Below are 18,123 nucleotides of genomic sequence, written 5' to 3'. Positions count from 1 at the left end.
AAGTCTCTTTGAAGTGGTCAATATGCATGGTGAGCTCCCGGAAAAAAGGAGTATAAGATCATAGCTAAATGTTAACGTCAAATAGTGTATTTAATTGACTGAAAAATGCTCACGATCTCGCCCTGCTAATCTAGTGGCTAATCTAGTGGATTAAGGTTGCAAGTGGCAATGCTGCTAATCAAGTGGTTTTAGGTGTTGTTTATATTTATTCAATAAAAATATTTACAAGCTTAGATATTCGTGTATTATATGTCTTGCTCTGACATTCAGAGTTATTAATGAACATCAAGTAAAAGAAAAGCCTTAGAATCTCTTCGTTATCGTTGTTATCCTCTGTGTTTCCCTTAGCTTCATCGTGACATTCAATAATTCAAGCTTGAGCGCATCGCATTTTCGCGACAGATTGATTAATTTTAATATATAAGGGACACATCATGTCTAACAAAACAACTGGTTTAGTAAAATGGTTTAACGAAGATAAAGGTTTTGGTTTTATCACTCCTGATAACGGCGGCGCTGACGTGTTCGTTCATTTCCGTTCAATCACTTCAGAGGGTTTCAAGACTCTTGCTGAAGGCCAGAAAGTTTCTTTTGATGTTGAGCAAGGCCAAAAAGGCCCACAAGCTGCTAACGTAGTAGCTGTGTAACTCGACGTTATAAGAATAACGCAAACGGTTTAACGACTGTTTGCGTTTTTTTATGTCTGCGATTTAACAACTTGTATTCGTAACGGGTATAAACGGTTTATTTTTGTAGTGTCATCATTTCAAATTATTATTTTAACTATGTCTCCTCTGCTTGTTAATCACCATCCTCAATATGAGCGGAATCTAACTGTGATCTAATTTTCTTATTTCTCCATAATCCTATTTCTACTTTGATCTGAATCAAGGCTATTGATCGCAAATAGTTTCATTATATTAGCTGTACATCATGTTGATGATAGCGAGGCCATAATGCCGGATAACAAACTCATATTGATCTTAAAAATCTGTATCTCGATAGGGTTCAGCCTAATTTTGTTAGGCATTTATTGTCATAATTTCAGTGATACGATTGAGATGATGGGAGTTAATGGAATTATTATTAGTTCGATGTGCGTGGCCTTTGGCATGGCATTGTCGCTACCGACAAAAATGTACCTGACTTTTATGCTGGTTAAGCGTGAAGCAGATAAAGCGTCATAATCTCATCGTGGTCAGTTCGTTACAAGATGAGCGTTAATGTTTACACTAACGATATTTCATTTCACATAGAATGTTATTCCCTCCTAGAACACTACAGCAAGTCGCTTTTTAATGACTAAAACAGTCTAATTCTCTTCATTTTCTATTAGAAAATCGGTTGTCATAATACATAAATTAACGGGCATAAAAAGAAATTTCCCACGGTTGCAATAACAATTTAATACTTAATAATGACGTTTTTTAGTGATTGATTATTAAAGATTATATATAAATTCAGAGCCGAACGATGGTCAGTTTACTGTGACTATAACGCTGTTGGTTCATTTTGTGTTGAGTGATAGCTTATTTGAGATGAAAAATACTTATTACATTGATTTTAGAGCTATTAAGTATATTGAAATAAATTATTTAATCGCTAAAAAATGATTTAATTTGAGGGTATATGTGTGACTTTTATTATCTTTTAGCCTTTTTCGTGGTGACATTAGTAGTTGGATCAGTTATTACTATTTATACAAACAGGAAAATAACATTTAAGGAAAAATAATGCCTTCATGGTTTGATAATGTTCAGCTTGGTTTTGATATGGCGACAAGTCTGACAATTGTTGGTGCTGCAGTGACTTGGGTTATTCGTGAAAAGAAGCAGGCTGAAGCTGAAAAAGTGCGTGGAATTAATCAACAAGTTCGATCTACAAGTCTAAAAAAAGTACAAGATGTACTTTTTGAGATGGAAGATAAATTTTCAGTGTTGATCAATGAGACACAGACCTATGAAAATATGATCGATAATCGTGTTCGTAAAGTAAATGATCAACTCGATTTTTCTCGGTTGAATTTAGCGATAAAACGAGATGATCAATTTCTGATTAAAGCGATTGATCGTCTCCAAGCGATTCGCGAAGAATTAGGCCAGTTTTATGAATTGATTCAGGTTAGACGTTATAGCTTGATACCTTTACTTGATGCTATTGAAGAAGGTGATAAGTATATTGGTGTATTCCAACAAAACATCGACGAAGTCGGTGATGCTTATAACCAAGTGACATCAGGAAATGTATCTCTGTTAAAAGAACTAGAAGCAGTCATTTCAATGCTCAACAAACAGTTTGGTGATGAGCTTATTGACGTATCTGATGAAGTCAAAAAAGAGCTTTTTCAAAAGATATCGACAGATGAAACGTTTATGAAACCAATACAATCTATCATTTACGATGAAGATTATTTCTATTGGGTACAACGTTTTGTTCCTGCAGGAAGAGAAGAAGATTATTTAGAAAAGGTTGTCAGACCAAGTAAAATTGAAGATAAAGAGCTTTGCTCTGAAGTAATGGTTCATTTTATTTTAGCCTTAATTGGTAAAAATCATGAGCTAATTTCTCAAGTCTTGAGAACCGCTTCGGGATCGGTGATGAAAGCCAGAATTGAGTGTAAAGATATTTTGATTTCACTTAGTGCAATTTCGCATAAATTGGTGATGGATAATCACGGCGATACACTTGAAAAAGTAATCGCAAAGTATGAGTCTGAAGAATATTTTGGCCGAAACGTAACTATTCGCTAGTCGATCTATTTAACATTGAACTTGCTGTTTATATTTTACAGATGATTAGGGTCTGTTGATCTTTGTTGGTTGAATTTTGTTCGAGTTAAAAACGTTTTAATCGAGGCGAATGAATTGCTGCCTAGTCATCTAAGCAAAATGCATTCAACAAAGAGTAAAACGTTTTTAGCCGAACCTTTCGGGCAGCGTTTGTAGGTCATTTTTACTGTGTTATCGACTTTTTATGTAGAATAACTACACCACAAAGTCTCTGCCTTGTAGCTCATGTTTAAGTAATGGCCAACAATTCGCTGCAAAAACAACCTTGAAAGATCAACAGGACCTAGTGTTTCTAGGTCTTACCGGACTTAGTGGCCGATGAATGAGGGGGATAACCTTTCATCATTTATACATTGGGTTTTGCCTTTACCAAGACTGGCTTTAACCTTTGCCGTTAATACATTCATAATACGATCTGTGACGATTGGCTCTACAGTGATATCTGTTTATTTTTATTGAAATGAGCGTGTTCATCAATTTAGTCATTTTTATAAACACTAGCACTGTTCTGCTGCTAGCGAATCAATAGTGTTTATCCTGCAAAATCACCTTAAAGCTATCATTTTGGCAATTAACCCAAGACTATTGGGTCAAAAACACCGATAATTCACCCTAATTTAGACAAGCTGGCCGTTTGGTTGCGCAAGACTGTGGATATATTCAATGGAAATCAAAGTAAATTTTCTCGATAATTTGAGACTCGAAGCTAAGTTTGACGACTTTACCGTCACCGCCGATCAGCCGATCCGTTACAAAGGTGATGGTTCTGCTCCTAGTCCTTTTGATTATTTCTTAGCATCTTCAGCACTTTGCGCCGCTTACTTCATTAAGGTGTATTGTAAAGCTCGTGATATTTCGACTGAAAATATCAAATTGTCGCAAAACAATATCGTTGACCCGGAAGATCGTTATAACCAAATTTTCCAAATTCAAGTTGAGTTACCGGATGATATTTCGGATAAAGATCGTCAAGGTATTTTACGTTCAATCGATCGTTGTACCGTTAAAAAAGTGGTTCAGACTGGGCCAGAGTTTAAAATCGAAACCGTTGAAAACTTAGACGCCGACGCCAATGCGATGCTGATGGGCCAAACTGAAGCAGATGCGAGTACTTTTATCTTAGGTAAAGACTTACCGCTTGAGCAGACTATTAAAAACATGACGGGGTTGTTAGCCGACCTTGGGATGAAGATTGAGATTTCGTCATGGCGTAACATTGTGCCTAATGTGTGGTCTTTACATATTCGTGATGCAGCATCACCTATGTGTTTCACCAACGGAAAAGGAGCCACTAAAGAGAGCGCGTTATGTTCTGCTTTAGGCGAGTTTATAGAGCGTCTTAATAATAACTTTTTCTATAACGATCAATTCTTTGGTACTGAAATCGCCAATAGCGAATTTGTGCATTACCCAAATGAGAAATGGTTTGCGCTAGAGGATGATGACGCTCTGCCTACTGGCATTTTAGATGAATACTGTTTAGATATTTATAATCCCGATGAAGAGTTATGTGGCTCGCATTTAATTGATACTAACTCAGGCAATAAAGATCGTGGCATTTGTGCTATTCCATACACGCGTCAGTCAGATGGGGAAACGGTCTATTTCCCGTCTAACCTTATTGAAAACTTATTTTTAAGCAATGGCATGAGTGCGGGTAATAACCTGCAAGAAGCCCATGTGCAGTGTTTATCTGAAATTTTTGAACGTGCAGTTAAACGTCAAATTATCGAACAAGAAATTGTACTACCCGATGTGCCAATGGTAGTACTAGAGAAATTCCCAAGTATTTTAGCGGGCATTAAAGGACTTGAAGAGCAAGGCTTCCCTATTGTTGTGAAAGACGCTTCTTTAGGCGGTCAATTTCCTGTTATGTGCGTGACCTTAATGAACCCACGTACTGGTGGTGTATTTGCCTCGTTTGGTGCACACCCTAGCTTTGAAGTGGCATTAGAGCGCAGCTTAACCGAGTTATTACAAGGTCGCAGCTTTGAAGGCTTAAACGATGTGCCAAAGCCTACTTTTAATAGCATGGCAGTGACTGAGCCAGAAAACTTTGTTGAACACTTTATTGATTCAACAGGGGTTATCTCTTGGCGTTTCTTTAGCAGTAAGTTTGATTACGAATTCTGTGAATGGGACTTTAGCGGTACTAGTGAAGAAGAAGCCAGCGGTTTATTCGGTATTTTAGAGGCCATGGGCAAAGAAGTGTATATTGCCGAGTTTACAGATTTAGGCGCATCTGCGTGTCGTATTTTAGTGCCGGAATATTCAGAAGTATATCCAGTAGATGACTTGATTTGGGACAACACCAATAAGTCTTTAAACTACCGTGAAGATATCTTAAATCTGCATTCATTAAGCACTAAAGCGTTAGGTAAGTTAGTTAATCGCTTAGAAGAAAGCCAGCTAGATAACCATACCGATATTCGTACCTTAATTGGCATTGTGTTTGATGAGAATACGGTTTGGGGCCAGTTAACCATTATCGAATTGAAGATTTTGATTTATCTTGCATTGGGCTCGCACGAAGATGCGATTGAATTGGTAGGTGAGTTCTTACAGTTTAACGACAATACTGTACAGCGTGGCTTGTTTTACCAAGCGTTGAGTGCAGTATTGGAAGTGACCTTAGATGAAGACTTAGAACTTGAGCACTTTATCGGTAACTTTAACCGCATGTTCGGTAAAGAAGTGATGGACAATGTCGTCGGTTCGGTTAATGGCACAGTACGCTTTTATGGCCTGAGCAAAACCAGCATGAATCTCGAAGGCATTGAACCGCATTTACGTTTGATCGAAAGCTACAAAAAACTACATCAAGCGCGTAAAGCAAACCTTAGTATCTAGTTTATTGGTTCTGTTTTGCATAGCAAAAAGCCCGCCATTTATGTGGCGGGCTTTTTGTTGCGCTATATTGTGAAGGAGTGGCGTGCTTACTGTTTGTCTAAATAGCTTTCTACAGCAGTGGCTCTATCTTCTGCATGCTCTATTAGCTCATCGATAGCACGGTAAAAATCGCTGCTACTTTCTAAAAAACTATACCCAGATACTTCAGTGGTCGCATAAGGGGCAACAAGTGCAGAGTAAGCATTGTAGCTTGCTTGCATTTTATTGATTTCGAATGCATCGCTGATAACCTCAAGTAAAAACTGGTTGTAGCGGTCACGGTATACATCATCTGCGTACAGTTTTGATATGAGTGGCCAGCTGCTTGAGTTGAGGTCTGAGAAGTCTAACGACAATGCGCCACCTTGTTTCCCGTTTTGCAATGCTTCGTTGTTGTCCCAAGGTATCCAGGTCAGTTTTGAATTGTCTGGATTGTTATATAAATAGTAGTTGTGTGGCATTAAGCCGTAAGTGTCCCAGTTTTGAATGATGCCATTAACGGCTAAGTATTTTAAAAATACATCAACATCAAATACCGTTTCTAGATTGGCTCGCCATGTTTCAGGATCTGTGGTGCGAGTGTCGTCGTGTAGGGCGGTAAACAGGGCTTGTATGTCAGACCAATCTTCGTCGTCTTCGTTAGTTTTTTTCTCAAAGTCTTCTTGATTAAATGACCCATCAACAAACATTGCGCCATCATCTTCGGGTTTGTACAAGTTACCTTTGTCGCTAGAAAATTGCGTGTCGATTACCGTGTCATCAATTTCTTCTACAAGAGTATATAAACCAAAATATTCTGGGCCGTCTCCATGGTCAACGTATAAGGTGTAAAACCCTGTGTGAGATACAGCAAGCCCAGCGTCTTTAAACACATCCGCTGCGACTTTTTCACGCAACATTGACTCATCATCAAAGTTATTTTTTAAACTAAACTTTTTAAATCCATAAAAACGTTGGTTTTTAATTTGCGGGTAATCGTCTTCATACTCGTCGAAATCAAGTTTAAGTGCCAGTTTAAGAATGCCTTGTTGCCAGCTAGTTTGCAGTGATGAATTACCTTTAAAGCGGATGCCGACGCGATACCATTGCGTGCCGTTATAAAATACTTCAGCTGGAACAAAAATAGGATCTTCATCGGTATCACTTAAGCTATTTGATGAGCTTCTACCAAACTCACCATAAAGTGCTGTCATGTCATCTAACATGCTTTGCCAGCGCGCTTGTGTGACAACGATATCAAGCCGTTTAACTTCGGTATCACTAAATACTTCATCAAAGTTAGGGTCGACATTTTTACTGTGGGTTTCGTCTGTCCAATCGGTCGCTACAAAATCTGCGTCAGTGATCTCTGTTTCGGTATCAGTGCTTGTGTCAGTATCAGCGCTAATGACCGTTTCGGCTATTTCGCTGCTGCTATCACTGTCGCTACCACAACCTGTGAGTATAAAAGCACAACTGAGTGTCATGATAAGTAATAGTGTCATTGGCTGGTTAATTAACCGCTTTTTGAGGTGTAAGTTATTAAGGGAAAACATCGGGCTCTCCTAGTACTTGGGTAAGATTGTTAACATAAAGTCATTACCAGCATGTTAGAGAGTAAAAGTGCAGAAACTGCACAGTGAGTGTGGAACAAAATAGCAAGTCGATAAAAGTGCGATCTTGTTCACTGTGATATATTTGCGTGCTAATAGCCGTCGCCACCGGTATTCGATAAGATAAATAAGTTTACAGTGAAGAGGTTTATCTTTAGGTTAGTGAACAATGATAATGTTAACGTCTTGTAAAAAAACATATTCTTAATAATTAATATTCAAGGACGATAAATGAAACCTTCACTTTTTTTGCTCAGCTGTGCAATGTTAAGCCCTGCTATAAACGCCAATGAATTACCGCCAATTTTAGATTTTTACCCACTTTGTAGTCCACACACTATCGATACAGCCAATGATAAAATCGTCTACGATATTGACTCAGAGTTGCTGGAATCGTCTAGTGATGGCGTGTTGTCCCATCGTGATGCTTATATACAACAAGCCTTTGTGGAAATACAGCGCAAAGCTGCAGCAGCAGGAGCGGATGCGATTATTATTGATAGATTAAGTGTTGGCGGAATTGAGCGAAGTATTGACTTGCAAGATGACAGTAGCCGAGTTAAATCGATCACCAAGCAAATCCATGTGATTACCACTGCGCAATACGTTACCTTTTGTGACGATACACAACTGAGCAAAGATCCCACACCTTATAACAGTGAAGGTAAATCGGTTTCGTATACCCAAACCACAGTAAAGTTGACGATGCCAAACGAGGGGAATGTATTAAAGCAAGCGCAAAAACACCAAGCACCTGATGCGCTTATTACAACCGACAGCGCCTATGGCATACACATTGGTGACTCGGTTGATGTTTTACAACAAGCATTAGGTCCTCACAGTATTCAGTTGCAACTCGACAATGGTGCAACCGTTTATGGTTATGGGCGCAGTCTATGGTTTGTTGTTAAAGACAATCGTATCGAGATGATTACCCAGGATTTAGGATTGTTAAATGGCCATGGTCAAAACCAAATTGCCTTAAGTGAAAACTATGATGGCGATAATTGGGTGATTGCTAACCAAGTGCGTCAAGGTGATGGGCTTGCTAGCGTGAAAGCGCATTTAGCGCTTAAAAAGCAAGGTGATGTTTACAGTGTGGGAGATAAAAATAGCCGATTGATATTAACTTTTGAAGACTATAATGAAAGTCTAGATAATGCTGCTGTTTCTCGACTTAACAGCTTTGCAATTATGCCATTAACAGTCACTGATGATTATCACGTTAAGTTCGGTAACTTTGATAATATCGACATCGCAACATTGTTGACATTAGCATTTAAGCAAGCTTATGCCTTGCAACCACAACAGCTCATCAACCAAATACAATTGACAGACAACGGTCCAAAAGTGCTGGTGAATAGCAATGTATTATTGGGTTTTGATCGCCAAGGAGTCGTTAATTCAATTAAAATTACCGAGTCGATGTTTGGCACGCAAACGATGAGTGAATTTAATGCTGTGCTTGCTAATTATCAGTTGCCTACTATCAAATCTCAATTGTTGGAGCGATACCCAAACGCAGAAGATAATTTTGATAACATTATGCTGACAAAAGGGACGGTGATGTTGTCGATTAATTTTGATTCATACGATGACGATGCGCAGCTGATTGATTTTACGTTACGTTTTTAATCATCTTAGCGACTAGACCTGAGTGAGTGGTACAGTTACCAGCGCTATAGGCACAGATGGCATACAATATACCTTATTGAGGTTCAATGGGGTAAAGTAGCACCCAAGTTTTGATCTAAAGTTGTTGGGAATACAAATGAATATTGAAAATGATGTGATTGATAATTTAGCCGAATTAGAACGCTTTTTACTGTCGGTGGAAAAGGGCGGTTTAGGTTTGGAAGGTGTTGCGGGTGTGGGTATGGCAACTAGTAATGCCGACGGACGTCATTTTGTTGCGGTATTTGGTGATAACCACAAGCTATTACTTGGCCGTTGGATTACCGCAGAAATCTTCGAAAGTGGTCAAGATATGGTTAAAAATGGGCTTAAATCTAAGCACTGATTGTAGACTCTATTTTGATTAAAAGGGGCAGAAATTCATTTCTGCCCCTTTTTACTATTAGTGACTTAGCATCATCACTTATCTGAATTGGTTGAACCAATTTTGTGAATCGCTAAATCCGCCCCAATAAATTCATCTTCTTGGCTTAAGCGTAAACTCGATAGCTTGTTAACTACGCCATACACAATCATACCGCCAACAATTGCCACCACAACGCCAGCAATACTACCGATAAGTTGTGACATAAAGCTGACTCCGCCAAGGCCTCCGAAAGCTTGCTGGCCAAAAATACCCGCTGCAATACCGCCCCACACACCGCATAAACCGTGTAGTGGCCATACACCTAGAACGTCGTCTATTCTGTTGCTGCGCTGTAATTTGGTGTATACGAAAACAAACAAACCTCCAGCGACACCGCCAACCACAAATGCGCCAACAGGATGCATTAAATCAGAACCGGCACACACAGCCACTAAGCCTGCTAGTGGTCCGTTATGAATAAAACCAGGGTCATTCTTACCCACCACAAGTGCCACAATCGTACCGCCAACCATAGCCATTAAACTGTTTACCGCCACTAAGCCACTAATTCCATCGAGGGTTTGCGCTGACATAACGTTAAAGCCAAACCAACCGACAATCAGCACCCAAGAGCCTAGCGCTAAGAAGGGAATATTTGATGGTGCAAAAGCGATACCAGGTTTGCGGCCGCGTCGGGCACCTAATAAATAGATGGCGACTAAGGCTAACCAACCGCCCATGGCATGTACCACAACGGAACCTGCAAAGTCATGGAATTGGGCGCCGAATTGGCTTTCTAACCAAGCTTGGAAGCCATAATTACCGTTCCACATAATCCCTTCAAATAGCGGGTATACGAAGGCAACAATCAAAGCTGAAGCCAGTAAAAAAGGCCTAAAACTGCCGCGTTCAGCAATACCGCCAGATACAATCGCGGGAATGGCTGCTGCAAATGTGAGTAAGAAGAAAAACTTAACCAGTTGGTAGCCATTATCAGTGGTTAAGCTTTCTGCGCTGACAAAAAAGTGATTGCCATAAGCTATTTGATAACCAATGACAAAGTAGGCGATAGCGGAAAAGGCAAAGTCAGTTAGAATTTTAACCAAGGCGTTAACTTGGTTTTTATGCCTCACGGTGCCCATTTCTAAAAATGCAAAGCCTGCGTGCATGGCTAACACCATAATTGCACCAAGTAAGATGAACAAGGTGTCTGCACTTTGTGCAATGACGCCAATAGCATCACTAATATTATTCATTTCAGTTCCCACAAAACGATTCTCTGTTGAAATTCATACTTTTATAAAGCAAAAGTCATTCCTAAACCGATACATGGCTGGCATTTTTCTGAACCTATATGGTGCAAATACCTGAAAATGTTGCTGAAATGATCCATTAAATGTACTACTTCGGTGCATTTTGATGTCGACTCAGTACTCAATAGTGTCTGTAATGATTGATGCTTGGACTAGGAATGTTCCATATTGGTGCGTTAATGCTTGCCTTTGGTGCGTTGCGCTGCAAGTAAATTAACTTTATGTTAACAGTCGTCATTAAGATAATATTGTCCAATAACGAGGGCTTAAATACATCGGTTGTAAAGATCCCTATTCCAAATTATCAATAACTGATCCCCAATAACATCTCACTAGAAACAGCATTACGGGAGCAATATGACAACAGTAAGAGTGGCTGGAGTGGGAATGATCCCATTTTGCAAACCAGGTAAGCATGAGCCCTATCGTGTCATGGCGGCTAAAGCGATAAAGCTAGCATTAACCGATGCAGGTCTTGACGCCAAGTCAATTGGCCAAGCATATGGAGCCTATATTTATGGCGACAGCACCTGCGCTCAGCATGCATTCTACGATGTAATTCAAAGCGGCATTCCAATTATCAATGTTAATAATAATTGTTCTAGTGGCTCGACAGCGTTATTTCTAGCGCGTCAGGCGGTGTTATCTGGACAAGTAGATTGTGCGTTAGCGTTTGGGTTTGAAGAAATGCAACCAGGTGCATTGGGATCGCATTGGACCGACAGAGAAAGCCCTTTTGAGCGGGTTGAGCCAGTGTTAAAGCAGTTTAATGCCCCGCAAGGTCCAATTGCATTACGGGCTTTTGGTGCTGCGGGTCGTCATTATATGGATAAGTATCACGTCGGTGCCGATATTTTTGCCAAGGTGGCCGAAAAGTCACGTTGTCATGCGTTACAAAATCCATACTCGATGTTTTCAACGCCATTAACGTATCAGCAAGTGCTCGATGATAAGTTAATTTACGATAATTATTTAACTCGGCTTATGGCTTGTCCTCCTACTTGTGGTGCAGCAGCGACCATCGTTTGCAGCGAACAGTTTGCCCGTCAAAATGGCATTACATCCAAGGTAAAGATTATTGCGCAGGCAATGGCAACTGATACAGAGCAGTCGTGGCAAGACCCAATTTATGCCGTCGGTAAGGGAATGAGCCAACAAGCGGCGCTGCAGGTTTATGATGATGCTGGTATCGACCCCAACGATATCGATGTAATAGAACTGCATGATTGCTTTACCCCAAATGAGGTGATCACTTATGAAGCATTAGGCTTATGTCCTGAAGGCGGCGCAGCTGAATTGATTGCCAATGGTGACAACACTTATGGTGGCAAATTTGTTATTGGGCCATCGGGGGGATTAATGTCGAAAGGACATCCAATTGGTGCCACTGGGCTGGCACAATGTACCGAGCTGACATGGCATTTACGTGGTCAAGCTGGCAACCGGCAAGTCGACAATGCCAGGTTAGCGTTGCAGCACAATGTAGGTTTAGGTGGCGCGGTGGTGGTGACGTTATATGGCGTTTAGCTAACGGTTTTATTTCATGTTGCGCTTCAGTGTCGTCGATGTATGAAGGCAATGTAGCGCAACAAGGTGGGCTGTTATTTTATGGTGTGATTTGAATAACAATAAATTATTTGAACGATCACTCAAAATAAACTTGAGCGATTGTTCAAATTAGTTTATAGTGGACTCAATTCGAAACGAAACGCTCCTAAATTTATTTATCTAGAAGAGAGAATATTATGACTGCATTTACTATTCATACAGTAGACACCGCACCAGAAGGCAGCAAAGCTATGTTAGAGGGTGCTAAAAAACAAATGGGTATGGTTCCCAATTTATTTGGCGTTTTAGCAGAATCTCCAAGCACGTTGCAAGCTTACCAACAGTTACATCAGGCCTTTTTAGACACATCATTTAACCCTGAAGAGCTAACGGTTGTATGGCAAACCATTAACGTTGAACACGAATGTGGTTACTGCGTACCAGCCCATACAGGTATTGCACATTCAATGAAAGTAGACCCAGCGTTAACTGAAGCACTACGTAATAAAGAGGCGATGCCAAACGCTAAACTACAAGCGTTACAAGATGCGACATTAAGTATTGTACGTAACCGCGGCAATATTTCTGAAGTAGAACTAGCAGCATTCTATGCCGCAGGTTATGGCCAACAGCAGGTATTAGAAATCATTTTAGGCTTGTCACAAAAAGTGATCAGTAACTATACCAACCATGTGGCAAAAACACCGGTTGATGATGCATTCAAAAAGTTTACTTGGTAATTCTTTACTAACATTTTTACCGACATTTTTATCAAAGATTATCATTCACGATAAGTCGATTCATGTATGACTTCATAATACCAATGCCGCGTTATCGCAAATGGCATTGGTATTTTTTTATCACGTTACAGTGAAAAAGCGTACTTGAAGAGATGAGGACAGCCAAATGACAGCAAAGATTAAGCTCGATATTATTTCAGATGTAGTGTGCCCTTGGTGCATCGTCGGTTATAAACACTTAGAAGCAGCGATAAATGAACTTGGGCTGCAAGATCAAGTTGAGATTGAGTGGCAACCATTTGAACTTAACCCTAACATGCCTGCTGAAGGTGAAAATCTGCGTGAGCATTCAGCCAGAAAATACGGCACAACCCCAGAAGGTAGCGTTCGTGCACGGGCCAATATTGCTCAACAGGGGGCTGAACATGGCTTTATTTTTGACTATTTTGAACAGATGAAAATGGTTAACACTTTAGACGCTCATGTGTTGTTGGAATACGCGAAAGAGGTCGGTAAGCAAACGGAGCTTAAATTGCGTTTATTCAGCGCCTTTTTTACCGAACATAAAGATATTTCAAACCGTGAGGTGTTGACCGCTGAGCTCACCGCAGTGGGTATTAATGCCGCAGAAGCCATGAGTTTACTTGATAACGCTGCAGTGGCAGAACAGGTTCGCGCCAAAGAGGCTCATTGGCAGCAACTTGGTATTTCGGGTGTGCCCACGGTCATTTTTAACCAATCGAGTGCATTAACCGGCGCGCATCCAGTTGAAGCATATAAACAAGTTTTGGCCGATTTAGTTGCCCAGCGCTAATGCGCTAGGGCTACATTGTTTGAGTATTGTTATCCCGAGTTTAGGTTACTTACACCTGAGCCACGCTAATCACCTGTTTGGTTGATGGAGTAATAACCACCGGGATTGATTTTGAGGTTGGGGTGTAAGAGCCAATTCCGACGCTGTTGATTGACACCAGTGGATTCGTCTCAGGATAATAAGCCGCAATGTTACCGCGTGGAATGTCGTAATAAACCACGCTAAAGCCACAGACTTTGCGGACGATATTGTCGTTGGCAATAGACTGTATATCAATAAGTTGGTCTTCAAGCAGATTAAGCTGAACAGCATCTTGTTGGTTCATAAACAATACATTCCGCTTACCTTTAATACCGCGATATCGGTCGTCCATTCCATAAATAGTGGTGTTGTATTGGTCGTGAGATCGCAAACTTTGCAGTAAAAAAATAGGGTGTTGTTCGGCGGATGACGCAGTTGTTTGTGCGTTGCTTGAGCAATCTGCAATAACTGAATTTGGCAACTGACTAGGATTAAATTGAGCTAACTGGTTAGTGGTATTCCAAATAAGCTCAGCAGCGCTATTCCCCAGATAAAACCCGGCTGGTTGTTCGATACGTTGATTAAAGTCACTAAAGCCGTCGATGGTATTTTCGATAAGCTGACGGATTAGTGCGTAGTCATCACGTAATGCCAGCCAATCTAGTTTATTTGCGGCATGGTTTGTTGAGTTGAGCTGAGTCGAGCCGGAATGGTTAAATGTTGCATGAGCCATTTGAGCGACAATATCAATTTCAGATAAACATTGATCAGAGGCGGGTTCGGTCATGCCTGTTGAAGCATGAACCATGCTAAAGGTATCTTCAACGGTGATTTTTTGAATGCCGCTTTGCTGCTTGTCTAATTCAGTGCGGCCTAAACAAGGTAAAATTAAGGCGTCGTGTGTTACTTGTAAGTGGCTGCGATTAAGCTTAGTGCTGATTTGAACATTGAGTTCAGCATTGCGCATTGCTTGGTATGTAAAATCAGTATCGGGCGCCGCAGCCGCAAGGTTTCCACCTAAACAAATTAGCACCTTACTCTGTTTACTGTGCAGGGCTTTAAGGGCTTCGACCACATTGTGGCCCGCTTGCCGCGGTAAGCTGGTAGACAAATGTTGTTCTAAGCTGGTAATAAAAGCGGCAGACGGCTTTTCATTAATGCCCATAGTGCGGTTGCCTTGCACATTACTGTGGCCGCGAACTGGGCATAATCCGGCGCCTTTTTTGCCTATTTGACCACATAGCAGATGCAGGTTAACGACTTCACGAATAATGTCGACCGAATGCTTATGTTGAGTTAAGCCCATTGCCCAGCAACTGATCACGGTTTTGCTGTCACTGAACACGGTCGCAGCTTGAATAATCTCTGCTTTTGTCAGTCCAGATTGCTGTTCTATTTTATCCCAGCTAGTGTGTGTGACACTGTGTTGATAATCTTCAAAAAATGCACTGTGCTGCTGTATAAACTCATGGTCAATTTTATCTGGACGTTGTTCAATAATAAATTTAGCCATGCCTCGTGCAGCGGCCATATCGCCGCCTAATTTAGGGGTTAAATACAAATGGCTGATGGTAGTGGCTGCTGGAGTGAGCAATTCTATAGGGCTTTGTGGACTGGCGAACTTTTCTAAGGCAACTTCTTTAAGATTATTGAAAGTGACAATTTTACCCCCTTGTTTGGCGGCCTTGCGCAGAGTATTCATCATTCTTGGGTGGTTGGTGCCAGGGTTTTGCCCAAACACAAAAATGGCTTCGGCGGCATCAAAATCTTCTAATACTACCGTGCCTTTACCTATTCCAATGGCGTTAATTAATGCGACACCGCTAGCTTCGTGGCACATGTTAGAGCAATCGGGAAAGTTATTGGTGCCATAAAGTCGACCAAAGAGCTGGTATAGATAGGAGGCTTCGTTACTGGCGCGTCCAGAAGTGTAAAATTCAACTTGGTCAGGGCTACTTAAACTGTTGAGCTTGGTGGCGATAATCGAAAATGCCTCAGACCAGGTTACTGGTTCATAGTGATCGGTTATCGCATTAAAGCGCATTGGTTCGGTTAAACGCCCCTGATACTCTAACCAGTAGTCAGTCTGTTTTGTTAGTTGGCGTACCGAATGTTGAGCAAAAAAATCGCGGCCAACGCCTTTACCTGTTGATTCCCATGCCACAGCTTTGGCGCCATTTTCACAAAACTGAAATGCACCTTGCTTGTTATCACCCCATGCACAACCCGGGCAATCGAAGCCATCAGTTTGATTAACACGGAGTAAGTTTTTAAGGTTTTGCTTGGTGTGCTGGCTGCGAAGTACATGAGTAAATGTGGCTTGCAGTGAAGGAAATCCGCCGGCTTTAGTTGGTTTTTGGTGATGACTAGACATGAATTTCTCCGATAGGGCTCAGCGATAGACGGTTAACATTAAAATGACAATCGTAACTGGAATAATAAATAGGCGCTGAAAACTTGGGTATGTGAATAATATTGAGGTTGTATTTTAGTGCCAGCTTGACTGCCAGTTGGCTTGGCGAAGCTAGACTAATAAGATTGTTAGCGCCAAAAAGAACCGCTTTATGGATCAATTCACTGCTACAACGACTGGTGATTAATAAGGTATTACATGATGTTTTTTGCGTCGCGGTTGTTTGCCTTATTAACATGCCGATAAGTTTATCGAGTGCATTATGACGGCCGATGTCTTCACGACAGGCGATAATGTCGCCTTGTGCTGTTAACGCTAAAGCCGCATGTATCGCACCACTTTGTTGAGCTTTTATTTGGCTGTCGGCAATACGTTGTTTTAAGGTTTCAAGGTTATTAATGTCAATGGGGCGTGTGACCGGAAGAATAGCTAATTGAGGCAGTGCATGTTCTATTGCTTCAACACCGCAGATACCGCAACCTGTTGCACCCACGAGCCGACGTTTTTTACTGTTTAAGGCCGACAGACAACGATTGGCGATAGTCACTTCAACCATAAAGCCGCTATCTGATGGCGTTATTTGAATGTCATGTATGTCATGATCGTGTTGGATAATGGCTTCGGCAAATAAAAAACCAATCGCAAAATCTTCAATATCATCAGGGGTGACCATCATCACAGCATAGTTAATCCCGTTAATATTAATGGCGGCAGCCGCTTCCTCTACCAGATGTTCAATGGGGGGCAACCATTTATATGAAGCATTCATGTGTATAGACTCAAAACCGGACGTGGATCACAGTTTAGGGGGCGCTAATACACAAAGCCAATCAAACAAATTTATGCGGTGATAGTTTTTATCTATTAATATAGTGGAATTGATAGGTAGACTTTGAAGGGCGTATGAACCTGAGACAGTTACATTATTTTTATGAATTAGCGCAGTTTAAGCATTTTGCTAAAGCAGCCAAAGCTTGCCATATTACCCAGCCGACTTTGTCAGCCAGTATTACTGCGTTGGAAAAAAGCTTTGGTACCGAGCTAGTGGTGCGCGGCAGTCAGTTTGTTGCGTTAACCGATGCTGGACAGATTGTATTGCGCTATGCAGAAAAAATGCTGTTAGATCAAGCGGCGTTAAAACAAGAATTGAGTGTGTTTAGCGGGCCATTAATCGGCTCTTTGCGGATTGGCATTGTGCCGCAGTCGAGTGTCGATATTATGCCGATAATTAAAGCATTCAACGAGCTGCATTCTAATATTGCCGTAACGCTCTTGGTGACCACCAATGAAAAGCTGATTGAGCAACTGACTTTGCATCAAATTGATATCGGTTTAGGGTTTGATGAAAACCTTACTGAGGCGAATCGTCGCACGTTTCATTTTTATCCGCAGATTGATAATGATATGGCGGTATTATCAACCCAAGCACTTGTTAATCAACTCGACACTACTGCGCTAAGTGATAACCGATTAACCCTTAATAATTTGCAACGTTTACCATTGGTGTTGTTGAGCCAAAATATGCAGTTTAGGCAATACATTGATAATGCGATGGCAGAAACGGATTTACGCTTTAATGTGGTGTTAGAAACCGATTCGTTATTTCACCTAGTCAGCGCGGTAAAACACAATATTGGCTACGCGATTGTCAGCAGCGGTATTGCAAAATCAGCTCAGCAGTTATTCAATCTGCATTACCGACAACTGCAAGGTATTGAATCGGGTAATACGGTGTTTATTACCCGTAAATACAGTGTCTCACCAGCGATGCGCGAATTTGTGAGTCTGATTGAAATGGGGTAATTTTTGCAGGTGTTTTGCCGTTAAAGCATCATGCTAGCAAACTCAGATAGGCGTGGATATTGTTAATATCGCATCATTCAACTTGGCTGGTGGCATCTTAACGGCAGCAAAGATAACACCTGTTAATGACAACGCTGCTTTTTGGGTGTCATAGCTGTTC

At 41.0% G+C, this 18,123-nt stretch carries 14 protein-coding genes; 10 read left to right on the top strand and 4 right to left on the bottom strand.

Features of this window, described 5'->3' with window-relative positions; genetic code table 11:
* The first annotated feature begins 434 nt into the window (after positions 1-434).
* From H5125_RS17580 to H5125_RS17570, 4 genes are all read left to right on the top strand, one after another.
* Positions 435-647, top strand: coding sequence for a cold-shock protein (locus tag H5125_RS17580; RefSeq protein ID WP_011636218.1), 213 nt, complete (start codon positions 435-437; stop codon positions 645-647).
* A gap of 309 nt (positions 648-956) precedes the next feature.
* Positions 957-1,187: a hypothetical protein gene (locus H5125_RS22255; protein WP_162022375.1), complete on the top strand. Its 231-nt coding sequence runs from the start codon at positions 957-959 to the stop codon at positions 1,185-1,187.
* A 546-nt stretch (positions 1,188-1,733) separates the two neighbouring features.
* Positions 1,734-2,750: a hypothetical protein gene (locus tag H5125_RS17575; protein WP_101086007.1), complete on the top strand. Its 1,017-nt coding sequence runs from the start codon at positions 1,734-1,736 to the stop codon at positions 2,748-2,750.
* Between the two features lie 702 nt (positions 2,751-3,452).
* On the top strand, positions 3,453-5,639 hold the full coding sequence (locus tag H5125_RS17570; protein WP_182744884.1) for an OsmC domain/YcaO domain-containing protein: 2,187 nt from the start codon (positions 3,453-3,455) through the stop codon (positions 5,637-5,639).
* An 86-nt stretch (positions 5,640-5,725) separates the two neighbouring features.
* On the opposite strand, the gene H5125_RS17565 is transcribed toward H5125_RS17570, so the two are convergent.
* Complete coding sequence (locus H5125_RS17565) at positions 5,726-7,213, bottom strand: CotH kinase family protein (RefSeq protein ID WP_182744883.1); 1,488 nt, start codon at positions 7,211-7,213, stop codon at positions 5,726-5,728.
* A 288-nt stretch (positions 7,214-7,501) separates the two neighbouring features.
* Between H5125_RS17565 and H5125_RS17560 the strand changes: the two genes are divergently transcribed.
* Entirely contained in the window at positions 7,502-8,905 is a 1,404-nt protein-coding gene (locus H5125_RS17560; RefSeq protein WP_182744882.1) for a hypothetical protein, read from the top strand.
* A gap of 136 nt (positions 8,906-9,041) precedes the next feature.
* Positions 9,042-9,290: a hypothetical protein gene (locus tag H5125_RS17555; protein WP_182744881.1), complete on the top strand. Its 249-nt coding sequence runs from the start codon at positions 9,042-9,044 to the stop codon at positions 9,288-9,290.
* A 74-nt stretch (positions 9,291-9,364) separates the two neighbouring features.
* Here the strand turns inward: H5125_RS17555 and H5125_RS17550 are convergent, their stop codons facing one another.
* Positions 9,365-10,567, bottom strand: a complete 1,203-nt coding sequence (locus H5125_RS17550; RefSeq protein WP_101086001.1) for an ammonium transporter — start codon at positions 10,565-10,567, stop codon at positions 9,365-9,367.
* Between the two features lie 414 nt (positions 10,568-10,981).
* Between H5125_RS17550 and H5125_RS17545 the strand changes: the two genes are divergently transcribed.
* From H5125_RS17545 to H5125_RS17535, 3 genes are all read left to right on the top strand, one after another.
* Positions 10,982-12,151 (top strand): lipid-transfer protein, encoded by a 1,170-nt coding sequence (locus tag H5125_RS17545; RefSeq protein ID WP_182744880.1) that lies wholly within the window; start codon positions 10,982-10,984, stop codon positions 12,149-12,151.
* Between the two features lie 218 nt (positions 12,152-12,369).
* Positions 12,370-12,912: a carboxymuconolactone decarboxylase family protein gene (locus H5125_RS17540; protein ID WP_101085999.1), complete on the top strand. Its 543-nt coding sequence runs from the start codon at positions 12,370-12,372 to the stop codon at positions 12,910-12,912.
* Between the two features lie 166 nt (positions 12,913-13,078).
* A complete protein-coding gene (locus tag H5125_RS17535) occupies positions 13,079-13,726 on the top strand; it encodes a DsbA family oxidoreductase (RefSeq protein ID WP_101085998.1) in 648 nt (215 codons plus the stop codon).
* 49 nt (positions 13,727-13,775) lie between these two features.
* Here the strand turns inward: H5125_RS17535 and H5125_RS17530 are convergent, their stop codons facing one another.
* Positions 13,776-16,121, bottom strand: a complete 2,346-nt coding sequence (locus H5125_RS17530; protein WP_182744879.1) for an FdhF/YdeP family oxidoreductase — start codon at positions 16,119-16,121, stop codon at positions 13,776-13,778.
* Positions 16,114-16,929 (bottom strand): formate dehydrogenase accessory sulfurtransferase FdhD, encoded by an 816-nt coding sequence (gene fdhD / locus H5125_RS17525; RefSeq protein ID WP_162022385.1) that lies wholly within the window; start codon positions 16,927-16,929, stop codon positions 16,114-16,116. Before fdhD ends, H5125_RS17530 begins: the two co-directional genes overlap by 8 nt.
* A 134-nt stretch (positions 16,930-17,063) precedes the next feature.
* Here fdhD and H5125_RS17520 point away from each other — a divergent pair, with 134 nt between their 5' ends.
* The gene (locus H5125_RS17520) at positions 17,064-17,963 is read left to right on the top strand and encodes a LysR family transcriptional regulator (RefSeq protein ID WP_101085995.1); all 900 of its coding nucleotides are present in this window, start codon (positions 17,064-17,066) and stop codon (positions 17,961-17,963) included.
* The last annotated feature ends 160 nt before the right edge of the window (positions 17,964-18,123 follow it).

The organism is Shewanella sp. SR44-4, assembly GCF_014163715.1.
Classification (GTDB): Bacteria; Pseudomonadota; Gammaproteobacteria; order Enterobacterales; family Shewanellaceae; genus Shewanella.
The sequence above is the reverse complement of the archived record's forward strand: the minus strand, read 5'-3'. Positions and strand labels throughout refer to the sequence as shown.

Excerpts from the sequence above, each read along its gene's own strand:
- H5125_RS17545 (WP_182744880.1), top strand. The coding sequence starts at position 10,982 with ATGACAACAGTAAGAGTGGCTGGAGTGGGAATGATCCCATTTTGCAAA.
- H5125_RS17550 (WP_101086001.1), bottom strand. The coding sequence starts at position 10,567 with ATGAATAATATTAGTGATGCTATTGGCGTCATTGCACAAAGTGCAGAC.
- H5125_RS22255 (WP_162022375.1), top strand. The coding sequence starts at position 957 with ATGCCGGATAACAAACTCATATTGATCTTAAAAATCTGTATCTCGATA.
- H5125_RS17570 (WP_182744884.1), top strand. The coding sequence starts at position 3,453 with ATGGAAATCAAAGTAAATTTTCTCGATAATTTGAGACTCGAAGCTAAG.
- H5125_RS17575 (WP_101086007.1), top strand. The coding sequence starts at position 1,734 with ATGCCTTCATGGTTTGATAATGTTCAGCTTGGTTTTGATATGGCGACA.
- fdhD (WP_162022385.1), bottom strand. The coding sequence starts at position 16,929 with ATGAATGCTTCATATAAATGGTTGCCCCCCATTGAACATCTGGTAGAG.
- H5125_RS17520 (WP_101085995.1), top strand. The coding sequence starts at position 17,064 with ATGAACCTGAGACAGTTACATTATTTTTATGAATTAGCGCAGTTTAAG.
- H5125_RS17530 (WP_182744879.1), bottom strand. The coding sequence starts at position 16,121 with ATGTCTAGTCATCACCAAAAACCAACTAAAGCCGGCGGATTTCCTTCA.
- H5125_RS17565 (WP_182744883.1), bottom strand. The coding sequence starts at position 7,213 with ATGTTTTCCCTTAATAACTTACACCTCAAAAAGCGGTTAATTAACCAG.
- H5125_RS17540 (WP_101085999.1), top strand. The coding sequence starts at position 12,370 with ATGACTGCATTTACTATTCATACAGTAGACACCGCACCAGAAGGCAGC.
- H5125_RS17580 (WP_011636218.1), top strand. The coding sequence starts at position 435 with ATGTCTAACAAAACAACTGGTTTAGTAAAATGGTTTAACGAAGATAAA.
- H5125_RS17535 (WP_101085998.1), top strand. The coding sequence starts at position 13,079 with ATGACAGCAAAGATTAAGCTCGATATTATTTCAGATGTAGTGTGCCCT.
- H5125_RS17560 (WP_182744882.1), top strand. The coding sequence starts at position 7,502 with ATGAAACCTTCACTTTTTTTGCTCAGCTGTGCAATGTTAAGCCCTGCT.
- H5125_RS17555 (WP_182744881.1), top strand. The coding sequence starts at position 9,042 with ATGAATATTGAAAATGATGTGATTGATAATTTAGCCGAATTAGAACGC.